The organism is Fodinibius sp. (assembly GCF_034521915.1).
In the GTDB taxonomy this organism is placed as follows: Bacteria; Bacteroidota; Rhodothermia; order Balneolales; family Balneolaceae; genus Fodinibius.
Map to the genome: position 1 here is coordinate 111,931 of NZ_JAXHLU010000014.1, position 13,817 is coordinate 125,747.

At 45.8% G+C, this 13,817-nt stretch carries 10 protein-coding genes and 1 pseudogene; 6 read left to right on the plus strand and 5 right to left on the minus strand.

The window, feature by feature from the left end:
- Position 1 precedes the first annotated feature (1 nt).
- The 3 genes and pseudogenes from U5J89_RS09835 to U5J89_RS09840 form a co-directional block, all read right to left on the minus strand.
- Positions 2-727, minus strand: a complete 726-nt coding sequence (locus U5J89_RS09835; RefSeq protein WP_322575451.1) for an SDR family NAD(P)-dependent oxidoreductase — start codon at positions 725-727, stop codon at positions 2-4.
- Complete coding sequence (locus tag U5J89_RS15985) at positions 724-1,149, minus strand: ABC transporter substrate-binding protein (RefSeq protein WP_416208516.1); 426 nt, start codon at positions 1,147-1,149, stop codon at positions 724-726. Before U5J89_RS15985 ends, U5J89_RS09835 begins: the two co-directional genes overlap by 4 nt.
- Positions 1,095-1,670: pseudogene (locus tag U5J89_RS09840) on the minus strand (ABC transporter substrate-binding protein); the annotation flags it as partial. The gene U5J89_RS15985 and the pseudogene U5J89_RS09840, both read right to left, overlap by 55 nt.
- 169 nt (positions 1,671-1,839) lie before the next feature.
- On the opposite strand from U5J89_RS09840, the gene U5J89_RS09845 reads away from it, so the two are divergent.
- The 6 genes from U5J89_RS09845 (at position 1,840) to U5J89_RS09870 (ending at position 12,235) form a co-directional block, all read left to right on the plus strand.
- On the plus strand, positions 1,840-2,250 hold the full coding sequence (locus U5J89_RS09845; protein ID WP_322575453.1) for a hypothetical protein: 411 nt from the start codon (positions 1,840-1,842) through the stop codon (positions 2,248-2,250).
- A 144-nt stretch (positions 2,251-2,394) separates the two neighbouring features.
- Positions 2,395-6,168, plus strand: a complete 3,774-nt coding sequence (locus U5J89_RS09850; protein WP_322575454.1) for an efflux RND transporter permease subunit — start codon at positions 2,395-2,397, stop codon at positions 6,166-6,168.
- Between the two features lie 28 nt (positions 6,169-6,196).
- Entirely contained in the window at positions 6,197-7,606 is a 1,410-nt protein-coding gene (locus U5J89_RS09855; RefSeq protein ID WP_322575455.1) for a TolC family protein, read from the plus strand.
- Positions 7,607-7,674: 68 nt separating this feature from the next.
- Positions 7,675-9,516, plus strand: coding sequence for an efflux RND transporter periplasmic adaptor subunit (locus U5J89_RS09860; RefSeq protein WP_322575456.1), 1,842 nt, complete (start codon positions 7,675-7,677; stop codon positions 9,514-9,516).
- 19 nt (positions 9,517-9,535) lie between these two features.
- On the plus strand, positions 9,536-11,548 hold the full coding sequence (locus U5J89_RS09865) for a copper-translocating P-type ATPase (protein WP_322575457.1): 2,013 nt from the start codon (positions 9,536-9,538) through the stop codon (positions 11,546-11,548).
- A 201-nt stretch (positions 11,549-11,749) separates the two neighbouring features.
- Positions 11,750-12,235, plus strand: a complete 486-nt coding sequence (locus U5J89_RS09870) for a DUF4168 domain-containing protein (RefSeq protein WP_322575458.1) — start codon at positions 11,750-11,752, stop codon at positions 12,233-12,235.
- Between the two features lie 56 nt (positions 12,236-12,291).
- On the opposite strand, the gene U5J89_RS09875 is transcribed toward U5J89_RS09870, so the two are convergent.
- A complete protein-coding gene (locus U5J89_RS09875; protein WP_322575459.1) occupies positions 12,292-12,900 on the minus strand; it encodes a DNA-3-methyladenine glycosylase in 609 nt (202 codons plus the stop codon).
- A gap of 2 nt (positions 12,901-12,902) precedes the next feature.
- Positions 12,903-13,808 (minus strand): YihY/virulence factor BrkB family protein, encoded by a 906-nt coding sequence (locus U5J89_RS09880; protein WP_322575460.1) that lies wholly within the window; start codon positions 13,806-13,808, stop codon positions 12,903-12,905.
- Between the last annotated feature and the right edge of the window lie 9 nt (positions 13,809-13,817).

The following is a 13,817-nucleotide window of genomic DNA, read 5'->3' on the forward strand; positions in this document are numbered from 1 at the left end:
TCTACATTCGGTTCCAGGCCCAGTTCGGTATCAGTTTTACAAACCACCCCACAAGGCGCCAGCGCTTAGTAATATAGGCTTCGTTCTTTTGTTTTTCGATGGCTTCTGCAATTTGTTTTGCTGCTTTTTTTGTTGGTTGTACCCAAAACAGATCCTTTTTACCCTCGGTCATCTCGGATTCTACAAAGCCGGGCATGATGGTGGATACTGCAATATCGGCATCAGAATGGTTGGCCTTTTGGCGGTATCCCTGCAGGTAAGTATTTACAAATGACTTTGAAGCGTTATATGGAATATTTAAACCCCATCCGAAAAGACCGGCTACCGATGAAATTCCAACAATATGTCCGTGTCCCTGTTCTTCAAACAGGTTAAAAGCATAACTGCCAAGATTGGCAAATCCCCGCACGTTCACATCAATTACGTGAAGATCGGGCTCACGTCCCACTGATTCTTGCTGATAATTCGAAACCCCGGAATTCAGCACGATGATATCCAGTCCGCCCATATCTTTTTTAAGCTGATCGAGTTGGGAAATAGCATCATCAAGATCAGTGACATCCATATACTGAATGTAGGTATTTGTTTTTAGCTGATTGCGAAGTTCTTCCAGCCGTTCAAGGCGGCGCCCCGTGGCTCCAACAGTATATCCACGATTGTGCATTTCAACCGCCAGCGCCCGGCCAATGCCCGAGGTTGCTCCAATAATAGCTACTTTTTTCTTCATGGTAATGCGGAAACCATTTGTTGAAATTGATGGTTAGCAAGGTTAATCCACTCGGGATGTTCTTCTTTTCGAAATAGCGATGGATGGATAATCTCAGCCAAGATACGAGCCGAATCTACAAGACGAGGTCCCGGCCGGTTGAAATAGTGATCGCCATCGGCAATATATACCTGCTTGTTTTGTACTGCACGGAGTTGATTCCAACCATCTCGAGAGGTAAGCGTTGAAATTTCTGAAAGGGATTGATCGATGGAGTAACCACAGGGAATAATGGTGATAATATCGGGATCGAGTCGTTGAACGGTATCGAAGGAAATTTGCGGAGAATGATTGCCTGTCTCAGCGCCCACGGGAATACCACCTGCAACTTGTGAACGAGCTCCGGAATCCAGTTTCCGGCCGTCATCAGCGGATCCATCCACTCGATAGAAAGCACCTTGGGCGGAGTAAGCTCAATCGTTTTTTGCTGGATCTCCTGCAGTTCCGATTTCATGCGTCCGGTAAGTTCCTCAGCTGCTTCATTTGCATCAATAGCATCAGCGATAGTACGGATGGATTGTACCCAGCTTGATAAATCCGTGGGAGAAACCGAGACAATTTTTACGTGCTCACCGAGCGTTTGGCGAACGGCTTGTTTTACATCATCAAGCGAAGCAGCGCAAACTTCACAGTGATCTTGGGTAAGAATAATATCCGGCTTTAATTCCGCTAACTTTTCTTCATTCACCCGGTAAACTGAAAGTCCCTCTTGCAATAATGCCTTTACTCGTTGATCGATCTCATAGCTGCTTCCGTCCGGCTTAAACTTCGGCTCGGTACAGGCCGGGAGTGTAGTAATATCATCGGGATAATTACATTCATGGGATCGGCCAACGAGCTTATCCTTTTTGCCGAGAGCCTCAACGATTTCGGTAGTGCTGGGCAGTAGTGAAACTATACGCATAGAGAATATTTCTAGAGTGAAGTACCGATAACTCAACTAAGTAAAAGGAATTTCCGAAACTCTAAAAAGGTTATTTTACTTGAATACTGAAAATAAAGAGTTTTTAGCGTATTGAACGATTGATAAAAAAATTCCTATATTAATTCAGTTTTAAATATACAATTATCAGTTGACAACACTTAAAAAGACATATCGTTTTGCAGCAGTATTTACACTGCTCCTGTTTTTAGGTAACATAGTGTTGCCTGCCGGAGCTGCGGCAATGAACCTGCATTGTGATATTAATAATCATGCGAATACTATGCATGATTGTTGTGATCAAACTGAGATGGCCAATCACTCAGAGACAGAAAATGATGATTGTATGGTACTCTCCTTTTGTGAGCAGGTTGTGAACAGCGAACAATCTGATATCCCAGCGGTCTTACAGCATACAAAAATTGTTCTTGCTGCAGATTTAACAGGTGAGTTCAATATTCCCTTGTCCGACGACGATGACCCTGAAATTTTTAGGGATCAATCTGTCCAACAACAATATGCTCCTCCCATCTTTTTACTGAATAGCGTTTTTCTGAATTAGCGAGTGCCCACACTTCTTGTTAAGCCTGAATTCCTTTAGGCCATTCTTTACGCATCACGCAATACGCATCATGATCGATTTAAAAGAAACGCATTTCGTATTGCGGGTTACACATTATTACAACGCTAATTCAGTAGTACTTCAATGCTCGATAAAATCATACGTTTTTTTCTCGAAAATAAGCTTATAGCCGTTCTCCTGCTGCTCGGCTTTACTGCCTGGGGTTTGGCCACCGCGCCTTTCGGCTGGGATATCGATTGGCTTCCGCAAGATCCTGTAGCCGTAGATGCCATTCCGAACCTGGGACAGAATCAGCAAATTGTTTATACCTCCTGGCCGGGACGGTCGCCACAGGATGTAGAAGATCAGATAACCTATCCACTTACAACTCAGCTTTTGACCGTACCCGGTGTTAAAACCGTCCGGAGCAGCTCAATGATGGGCACCTCCAGTATCTATGTCATTTTTGAAGAAGATGTCGATTTCTACTGGAGCCGCTCGCGCATCCTTGAAAAATTGAATTCATTGCCGTCGGGGACGCTTCCGCAGGGAGTACAACCGTCGCTGGGACCCGATGCCACCGGGTTGGGCCAGATTTTCTGGTACACCTTAGAAGGACGAGATAGTGAGGGCAACGCCACGGGTGGATGGGATCTTCAAGAGTTACGGAGTATCCAGGATTTTTATGTCGGATATGGTTTGTCAGCCGTTGAAGGCGTTGCAGAAGTTGCTCCCATTGGTGGATATGTCAGTGAATATCAGGTAGATGTGGATCCTGAAAAGATGCAGGAGTATGGCGTTTCCATGTCGGAGGTATTCAAGGCAGTAAAAGAAAGCAACGCCGAAGTCGGAGCGCGAACGATCGAGATGAATAACGTAGAGTACTTGGTTCGGGGACTCGGATATATCGAAAATATAGAAGACCTCGAGCAGGCCGTGGTTAAAGTGGTTGACAATACGCCCGTACGCATCAGCGAAATTGCGAATGTCAGTCGTGGACCTTCACTGCGTCGCGGAGCGCTGGACAAGGGCGGAGCCGAAGTGGTGGGAGCCGTCGTTACCGCTCGCGAAGGTGCCAATCCCATGCAGGTGATCGAAAATGTGAAAGCCAAAATCAAGGAAATTGAGCCGGGACTTCCCTCCAAAACGCTGGATGACGGCACGGAATCAAAAGTTTCCATTGTCCCTTTTTATGATCGCAGTACGCTTATTCAGGAAACACTCGGTACCCTCGAGGAGGCACTTTCGCTGGAGGTATTGATCACCATTATTGTGATTGTGGTGATGGTGCTCAACCTGCGTACGTCGATTCTTATTTCGGGAATGCTTCCCGTGGCTGTACTGATGACCTTTATAGCTATGAAATTGGCCGGAGTGGATGCCAATATCGTATCCCTGTCAGGAATTGCCATAGCCATTGGTACCATTGTGGATATGGGGATTGTGCTTTCGGAGAATATGCTGCAGCATATGGATCGGGCCGACCCGGAAGAGTCGCTGCTGGAGGTTATATATCGGGCAACAAGCGAGGTTGCACATGCTATTATAACCGCGATCACCATGACGATCGTCAGTTTTCTCCCCGTTTTTACAATGGTGGCGGCTGAGGGCAAGCTTTTCCGTCCGCTGGCCTTTACTAAAACTTTTGCTCTGGTGGCAGCGATCATTATAGTGATTACGCTTATTCCACCATTCGCTCACTGGTTTTTCTCTATCAAAATTAAAAGACGTCCGTTTAAAATAGCCTGGAACGCACTGTTGGCAATCGGCGGACTGTTTGTTGTTGTGAATGTGATGACTTGGGCAGGGGTTGTTCTTATTGGTTTTGGATTGATCAACGGGGCGGCCCTGTTTGTTCGGGATGATCGATATCAAAAGTGGTTGCCTACCTTGAATATGAGTTTGATTGTAGTAGGGGTTGCTTGGCTGCTAACGAGCGAATGGCTGCCGTTGGGACCCGCCGTTTCATTTGCCGGCAACTTTATCACAGTGGCACTGTTGCTTACCGTCATCATGGGGAGCTTCTGGCTGGTAATCTATTATTATCGGCCCATTCTGGATTGGTGTTTAACGAATAAAAAGCTGTTTCTATCGATTCCAACGTCGCTGATCGTGTTGTCAATGGTTATTTGGCTGGGATTTTCGGGCGTATTCGGTTTTGTAGCCAGTGGTTTCAACACCGTTGGTCTCAATATTCAAGAAACGTCAGCATGGCAGGCGGCCGAGTCTACTTTCCCGGGGCTGGGCGAAGAGTTTATGCCGCCATTGGACGAAGGTTCCTATCTGTTGATGCCGACAACGATGCCCCATGCCGGCATTGAGGAGGCCAAAGATGTGATGCAGAAGTTGGATATGCGCGTTTCTTCTATTCCCGAGGTGGAAACAGTCGTAGGCAAGATGGGGCGCACCGAATCAGCCTTGGACCCGGCTCCCATCTCTATGTTTGAAAATATTATTACCTATAAAACGGAGTATAAAACCAACGAGAATGGGCATCGCATTCGATTTCGTACAGATTCTGAAGGAGCTTTTGTCCGAAATGAGAATGGAGAACTTATTCCCGATTCCGACGGACAGTATTACCGGCAGTGGCGTGATCATATTGAGTCACCCGATGATATTTGGGATGAAATTGTAAAAGCCGCTGATATTCCAGGTACAACTTCGGCGCCTAAACTGCAGCCAATACAAACGCGGCAGATTATGTTGCAGTCGGGAATGCGGGCACCGATGGGCATCAAGGTGAAGGGTCCGGATCTGCAGACCATCGAAGACTTTGGACTACGTTTGGAGGAGCAGCTTAAGGAGGTTCCGGGCATCAAGCCGTCGTCGGTTTTTGCGGATAGAATTGTCGGCAAGCCCTATCTGGAAATTGATGTCAATAGGGAAAAGATAGCCCGTTATGGTTTATCGATGCAGGATGTTCAGCATTACCTGGAGGTGGCCTTGGGAGGCATTCAGCTAACGAATACCGTAGAGGGACGAGAACGATATCCCGTGCGGGTTCGCTATGCCAGAGAGCAGCGCGATGATCCGGAGAAGATCAGGCGCATGCTGGTACCTACGGGTATGGGATCGCAGGTGCCGCTGGGACAGCTGGCAGAAATACGCTACCGGCAAGGTCCGCAGGTAATCAAAAGTGAAGATACTTTTTTAGTGGGCTATGTAATTTTTGACAGCATTGACTCGGTGGCGGAGGTCGATGCCGTTGAAAATGCGCAAAGTTATCTGAATGACCAGATCAACGCCGGGAAACTAACCGTACCGCCGGGGATCAGTTACGAGTTTGCCGGTAACTACGAAAATCAAGTGCGGGCATCAGAGCGGCTGGCTATTATCCTGCCGATTGCCCTGCTGCTAATTTTCCTGATCATCTACTTTCAATTTAAGTCGGTGCCAACCTCCATGATGATCTTCAGCAGTATTTTTGTGGCTTGGGCTGGTGGATTTATTCTCGTGTGGCTGTACGGTCAGGGCTGGTTTATGGATTTCAACATGTTTGGAACTAATATGCGTGAATTGTTTCAGATGGGTACCGTAAACCTGAGTATTGCCGTGTGGGTTGGTTTTATCGCCCTCTTTGGAATTGCCGCTGAGGGAGGTGTGGTCATGGCTACCTATCTGGATCAGGTGTTTGATCGCGATAATCCCGGCACATTGCAGGAGATAAAATCTGCCGTGGAAGAGGCCGCCGGCCGACGGATTCGTCCCACAATGATGACCACAGCTACAACCATATTGGCACTGATTCCCGTACTTACCTCCACCGGACGAGGCGCGGATATCATGGTGCCGATGGCGATTCCCAGTGTCGGGGGCATGTTCCTGCAAATTATTACGCTGTTTGTGGTGCCGGTGCTCTATGCCATGTGGCAAGAGTATAAGCTCCAGCATAAGCCAGAAAGAAGTGAGGTTTAACATGTTAATTAATAAGAAATTCAGACCCATGAAATTTTCGATGACTGAAATAAATAAGAAACCGTTCCGACGCAGAGCATCGGAACGAGATAAAGCAAGAAAGTACCCCTTCGAAGGTCGCCGACGCTTTATAGCTTTGGCGACGTGTCAGGGATTGAGAGAAATGATTGTACTTTTAGTAATGATGATTATCCCTTTGTTTGGGATGGCTCAGCAAGCAGATACCAGCAGCGTTCAAATTGAGCAGTATATGCAACAGGCTGCTCAAAACAATCCGGGACTTAAGGCAGAATACCGCCAATATTTGTCGGCATTGCAACAATCGCCGCAGGTTAGCACGCTGCCCGATCCTGAACTGTCATTCGGGTATTTTATCAATCCTATTGAGACCCGGATTGGGCCTCAGCAGGCTCGATTTGGAATCACGCAAATGTTTCCGTGGTTTGGTACGCTGGATGCTCGTGGCAATGCGGCAACACAGCAAGCAAAGGCTAAATTTGAAGCATTCCAGGACGTGCGAAATAAGCTGTTCTATGAGGTGCAGAAAAGCTGGTACAACCTTTATAAGATTGAGCAGGTTATCCGAATACTGGAGGAGAATATTGAGCTCCTGGATATTTTTGAATCGCTCGCGATGCAGGAATATGAGACCAACCAGGTTGGGCAGGCTGATGTGTTGCGGGTGCAAATCGAAAAAGAGGATCTGAAGTCGCGATTGGAGTTGCAAAAAGACAATCGACAGGTTGCCCTGCAGGAATTTAATGAACTGCTCAATCGTCAGTCCGATTCAAAGGTGGTAACTCCGGACAGTTTGCAAAAGAAGGTCCTGAAGATGTCGAAGAACGAATTGGAGCATGTGGCAATGCGACAAAATCCACAGTTGTCAAAAATCGATTTCGAAGCTTCGTCGGCGCGGAGTTCAATTAAAGCCGCTCAGAAAGAAGGCATGCCGAAGTTTGGGGTTGGTATCGACTATATGATAACCGGTGAACGAGATATGGCACTTACCGATAACGGTCAGGATGCGATTCTTGCTCGGATGGGTATCCAGATTCCCTTATATCGAAAGAAGTACCGAGCGAAGGAGAAGCAGGCGCAGATTCAACTGCGCTCAGTGCAGGATCGTCAGCAGGCAACCGAAAATCGACTGTTGACGCAGCTCAGCAAAGCATTGCGCAATTATAATGATGGGCAGCGTCGCTTGAATCTCTATAAGGATATTCAGATTCAGCGTACCCAGCAGACCATTGATATTTTGACTGAACAGTATGCGACTTCGGCAACGGATTTTGATGAGCTGTTGCGGCTCCAGCGTAAACTGCTGGATTATGAACTTGCACAGCAGCAGGCGCTTGTGGATCTGAATACGGCGGTTGCGCGCATTGAGTATCTGTACGGCAAGCATAACACGAATCCCAAAGAAATTGAATTGGAGTAAGGCGATTAAATGCATCGCAATGTTACTCACAAGGCAAGACTTATTACCAAATACTAAAATCTGAAATCATGAAATCACCTAACATTAATCAAATTGGAAGATCAGCAGGAATATTAGTTATCGGACTCCTGTTAGGATGGCTGTTTTTTGGCGGATCATCCGCCGATCAGCCGCAAAGCATGGATGAGCACGTTAAAGAAGCTCATACCAATGAGCAGGGCGAAGTGGTGTATACCTGCAGTATGCATCCCAGCGTAAGGCAATCGGAACCGGGCAATTGTCCCATTTGCGGGATGGAGCTTATTCCGGCCGATGAAGAAGGTTCCGAGCAGGGCTCCGAAGCAAGTAATTATGAGTTAAAAATGACCGAAGCTGCTGCCCGACTGGCGGAGGTTCAGACGACAGAAGTCATAAAAGATGTTGCAGTTAAGAAAGTTCGTATGCCCGGTAAAATTGCTGTTGACGAGCGACGCGTATCAAATGTGACAGCCCATTTTCCGGGTCGTATCACTCAGCTCTATGTGGATTACACCGGAGCACGGATTCAGAAAGGAGAGCGTTTGGCTTCGATCTATTCCCCGCAACTTTTGTCAGCCCAGCGAGAGCTTCTTGAAACGCGAAAGCACAAGAAGAGCAATCCTGCTCTGTATCAGTCCACGCGAAGAAAGCTGGAGCTTTGGGAGTTGCCTGAGGAAGAGATTCAAAAAATTGAGAACAGCGGCAAGGTTATCAATGAGCTTGATATTGTATCACCTGCCGAGGGGTATGTGCTAAAAAGAAATATCTCTGAGCAGGATCACGTGATGGAGGGTACGGTAATGTATGAAATCGCGAACCTTTCAAAGGTTTGGGTGACCTTTGAGGCTTATGAAAGTGATCTTGTCGGTTTGGCTGAAGGGAATAAGGTTACGTTTACGGTTGAAGCCTATCCCGGGGAAACATTTGAAGCCGAGATCACCTATATCGATCCCACTTTGGATCCGCAGTCGCGAACGGCCACCGTTCGTGCAGAGGCTGCTAATCCTGATAGACGATTGAAGCCACAGATGCTTGCAGAAGGTGTTGTGTCATCAGAAATTTCGGGTGGCAAAGAGCAGACGCTCATCCCAAAATCAGCGGTATTATGGACCGGTGAACGATCGGTGGTGTATGTATATAAGAGGGTGGATGGTCAGCCTGTTTTTGAATTTCGGGAGGTTGAGCTCGGGGCCCGTGTTGGAGATCAGTATGTCGTTAAATCCGGAGTAAAAGTCGGAGAAGAGGTGGTTACTAACGGCAATTTCAAAATTGACAGTGCTGCACAACTGGCGGGTAAAGCAAGCATGATGAATAGAAATCCCGATGGTACAAAACCGGCGGGACACAATCACGGATCGATGGAGGAGATGAATAGAAGTGGCGAATCGTCAGAGATGGACAACCAGAGTCATGAGGAAGCAACAACAGATACCAGCGATCACCAGCACTCCGAACATTTATCTGAACTCATTGATAACTATCTTGCAATGAAAGAAGCGTTAGCAAATGATCGTTTTAAGGAGGCCAAAAATCATCTCGAAGCATTTAAAAAAGAAGTGACAGAAAGCAAGGAGATGAATGAACATCCCGAGCATTCGGACATGCATCAAAAGCACCACGCTGCAATGGTTGAAGCGGTAAATAATGCCTCTGAAGCGAAAACAATTGATAAGCTCAGAGAATCATTTGCAGAAATATCGAATCAACTTGTGAAGGCTGTGGAAAATCAGGGATTTGATACCAAGGAGTTATATTGGCAATATTGTCCCATGGCACAAAACCAAGAGGGCGCATATTGGTTGGATGATAAAAAAGCAATATCGAATCCCTATATGGGACAGCAGATGCCGGGCTGTGGTAGTACTGAAAAGGTAATATCGAAAAGTAAATAAAAGGTAGACGGATAAGATTATGGAACAAGATCACGAGCATCATCAAGGCAATACCGGGAAATCTCAGGACGGGCACGGCCATCACGATCACCACAAACAGATGGCCAAAGATTTTAAGCGGCGGTTTTGGATATCGCTAATTGTTACGATTCCCATCCTTGCGCTTTCGCACATGATTCAGGGATTTCTGGGCCTTGGGGATAGCCTGCAATTTGAGGGCGATTTGTATATCTCATTTGTGCTGTCGTCGTTTGTGTTTTTCTATGGCGGCTGGCCTTTCCTTAAGGGATTATATGATGAATTGGGCAAAAAGGAGCCGGGTATGATGACGCTCATCGGTCTGGCAATTACCGTGGCGTATGTCTATAGCTCGGTGGTGGTTTTTGGCGTTGAGGGCGAAGTCTTTTTCTGGGAGCTGGCTACACTGGTGGATATCATGCTGGTGGGCCACTGGATAGAAATGCGCTCGGTGATGAGTGCTTCCCGTGCCCTCGAAGAGTTGGCAAAGCTGATGCCGGGAGAGGCGCATCGTATTACTGATGAAGGGGAAACGGAAGATATCCCTCTGGAAGAACTGGAGGTGGGTGATCAGGTATTAATAAAGCCCGGTGAAAAAGTACCGGCTGATGGCCATGTAGTAGAGGGAAGCTCGTCTGTGAATGAATCGCTGATGACAGGGGAATCCAAGCCGGTGTCAAAAAAAGAGGGCGATGAAGTGATCGGAGGATCGGTAAATGGTCAGGGATCGCTTACTATTAAAGTGGAGAAAACGGGCGATGATTCCTTTCTCTCTCAGGTCATTGAGTTGGTAAGACAGGCGCAGGAAAGTAAGTCACGCACCCAGGATCTGGCGAATCGTGCCGCTTTTTGGCTCACGCTTATTGCTTTGGGAGCCGGAGCATTGACCTTCTTTGGATGGACGTATTTTTCGTCGGAAAACTTCATTTTTGCCCTCGAGCGTACTGTTACTGTCATGGTGATTACCTGTCCACACGCCTTGGGATTAGCCGTACCTTTAGTTGTGGCGGTTTCAACGTCACTTGCTGCTCAAAATGGATTTTTAATTCGCAACCGTGCTGCATTTGAACAATCCCGCAGTGTTGATGCCCTTATTTTTGATAAGACAGGCACCCTTACGAAAGGGGAGTTCGGAGTTACCGATGTACTCACATTTAGTGATTTGTATAATGAAGAAGAGCTTTTAAAACTGGCGGCCTCTGTGGAACAAAACTCCGAGCATCCGCTGGCGGAGGGGATTTTAGAAGCCGTCGATGAAACGTATAATATTGAAAACTTTGATTCGATTACAGGCAAAGGCATCAAAGGAAAAGTAAACGGGAAGCAGGTATTTGTTGTAAGTCCCGGCTATGTAGAAGAGCAAAACATGCAATTGCCGAGGGAAAAGTACGAGAAGCTTTCTGAAGAAGGAAAAACTGTGGTGTTTGTTATTGTGGATGATGAGTTGAAAGGAGCTATAGCACTTGGCGATCAGATACGAGCAAGTTCGTACGAAGCCATCAAAAAGCTTAACGATATGGGAGTTCGCTGCATGATGCTTACCGGTGATAATAAACAGACTGCTGCATTTGTGGCAGATAAGCTGGGACTCGAAGAGTTTTTTGCCGAGGTGCTTCCTGAGGAAAAAGCCGATAAAATAAAAGAAGTGCAGGAGCGCGGGCTAAAAGTAGCGATGACGGGAGACGGGGTTAATGATGCACCGGCCTTGGCCCAGGCCGATGTGGGTATCGCTATTGGCGCGGGATCGGATGTAGCTGTAGAAACGGCGGATATTATTCTTACTGAAAGTGATCCAAATGATGTAGCTGCGGTGATTCAGCTGGCTAAATCGACCTATCGAAAAATGATCCAAAACCTATTTTGGGCTACGGGATACAATGCGTTTGCCATCCCATTAGCAGCGGGTGTATTGGTGAGTTATGGCATTATTTTGAGTCCGGCTGTTGGTGCGGTACTGATGTCGTTAAGTACCGTTATTGTGGCTATAAATGCCAGATTCTTATCACTTGAATAATTCTAAAGGTAAAAATTTAATTTAAATAGAATATCGTTCGAAAGTATGCGTTGCCAACATTCAAGCTCTTAACTATGGCTAAGGTATTTAGCTCAATATATGAGCTGATAGGTTATTTTAATTCGGAATAAATAATCTCTATCTTAACAGAGCTTAATTCAAAGCAAGATCTATTTAATTTTAAATCATTCAATAAAATTTATGAAGTTTTTTAAACAATCCGCGGCTTTTGTACTTGGTTTTCTTTTAATGGCCGGTTCGGTTTTTGCGCAAGGCAATCCCATGCAACAGAAAATGCAGCAAACGCAGGCAGACAGTATCACTAATGAAGAACTGAAAAAATTTGCTGCTGTTACCAGCGATGTAAATGCAAAAATTGACGAAAAGATTGACTCGTTGTTAGCTGACAAGGAAATGGATCCCAAGCGATTTCAAGAGATTATGATGAAGCAAAGAAATCCTCAATCTGATTCTGCGGATGTTACAGACCAAGAGCAGAAAACAATTGATGAAGTCCAGCCGAAATTGATGAAAGTTCAGCAAAAAGAAATCATGAACGCAATGGAGAAAAATGGACTCCAGCCACAGCGGTTTCAAGCTATTGTAAAGGCATTGCAATCAAATCCTGAGGTAGTTAAACGCTATCGTCAAATCACACAAGAACAGCAGCAAAGCGATCAGAACTAACGCTCTTTTTTGATAGTACATTTTAAAGCCTGTTTCGCTTAGCGAGGCAGGCTTTTCTATTTTTGGCTCACCCATTTACTTTCTTGGGGATAAAAACGCCACGGTAGCTTCGCATCTTCCCCGGCGTAATCCACCCCTACGCGTTCAGTTGCTACCAGAGAGGATGCAGAAAAACCTATCTCCCGATCTTCTATCCATATTTTATTTTCTGTAAGCGTTGTCCCATCCAATTCTGTAGTGATGCCCAGAGCTTGCGTTAATCTTCCCGGACCTGCGGTTAGTGAAGGGTTAATTTCTTGTTTACTGCGGCGGTGAAGCATTACATTTTTTCCATCGAGTGGCTGAATAGCACGAATAAGAACAGCATCAGCTTTACCTTCTACATTTGTCACTACATTAAACAGGTGATGGATACCGTAGCACAGGTAGATATAGGAAATACCACCTGCGCGATACATTGTTTCGGTTCGATCTGTTCGGGTGCCATTGTTGGCATGACATGCTTTATCACCTCGACCGCAGTAGGCTTCGGTTTCGGTGATAATTCCGCTGGTCAGGGGAGCATTATCAATTTGGGTGCACAATACCTTGCCGATAAGTTCTTGGGCTACGGATACCACATCTTGCCGCTGATAAAATGATAGTGAAAGCTTTGGATTGCTCATCCTTAGGAGATCGTCGTGTATGGGTTTTCCTGGCTACTCGTATCTTCCAGAAATACTTCTTGATATGATTTGGCGATAATGGTGGTAAAAACAAATAGGGCAGCTGAATAGAAAGCCCAAACGCCAATAATAACCAGAATAGTATATCCCTGATAAAAATAGCGATAGGAGCTTAGAGCATAATCCAGGTATAAACCTACTCCCATTTTAGCAACTTCGAAGAGGGCCGTATATACTACCGTTGCCAGCAAAGCTACTTGTGGCTTCATTCGTTTTTCGCTGATATATCGAAAGATGATGTAAAACAAGATAAGCGTAAACAGAATAGGAATCAGCAGATTGAGAAACTCATATACCCAACTAAGTTCAAAAACAATATCGGTGTATGGTAGCGAAAACTGATCGATTGATACCAGGGATACCAGCGAAATACCAAGGCTGAAAAACAGGAAAGCACCTCCCACTAATCCAAAAGTGAAAAAGTTATAAACCATTTCGAGAATGGGATGGCGCCGGTCTTCAAACTCATAGATATCAAAGACAACGTGTTTAAGGGTATGGAAAAAGCCCTGGGAGAAAAAGACCAATATAACAGTACCTACAATACCGAAGATACGTCGTGCTCCGATAAGGGGTTCGAGGAGCGTTTCAAGCGTTACGGCACCGCGAAATACATCACCACTGCGCGATTCGTAGGTAAAACTTGGAAATAGTTCATGCCCATAGCGCAATATTTCGGCAAAAGCTTTTTCGTAGGAAAGAATATAACCGATGATCGAAATCATCAGCAGTATAAATGGGATAGCACAAATAAAGATATTAAAGGTGATGGCAGATGCGTTAAAAAACACATCTTTCTTTTTTACCAATTTTACGATGAGCCGCCAGAAATCCTTATACTTCTGCACTGATCAGTG

Coding starts and splice junctions, on each gene's coding strand:
- U5J89_RS09855 (WP_322575455.1), top strand. CDS start 6,197: ATGAAATTTTCGATGACTGAAATAAATAAGAAACCGTTCCGACGCAGA.
- U5J89_RS09875 (WP_322575459.1), bottom strand. CDS start 12,900: ATGAGCAATCCAAAGCTTTCACTATCATTTTATCAGCGGCAAGATGTG.
- U5J89_RS09865 (WP_322575457.1), top strand. CDS start 9,536: ATGGAACAAGATCACGAGCATCATCAAGGCAATACCGGGAAATCTCAG.
- U5J89_RS09850 (WP_322575454.1), top strand. CDS start 2,395: ATGCTCGATAAAATCATACGTTTTTTTCTCGAAAATAAGCTTATAGCC.
- U5J89_RS09870 (WP_322575458.1), top strand. CDS start 11,750: ATGAAGTTTTTTAAACAATCCGCGGCTTTTGTACTTGGTTTTCTTTTA.
- U5J89_RS09835 (WP_322575451.1), bottom strand. CDS start 727: ATGAAGAAAAAAGTAGCTATTATTGGAGCAACCTCGGGCATTGGCCGG.
- U5J89_RS09860 (WP_322575456.1), top strand. CDS start 7,675: ATGAAATCACCTAACATTAATCAAATTGGAAGATCAGCAGGAATATTA.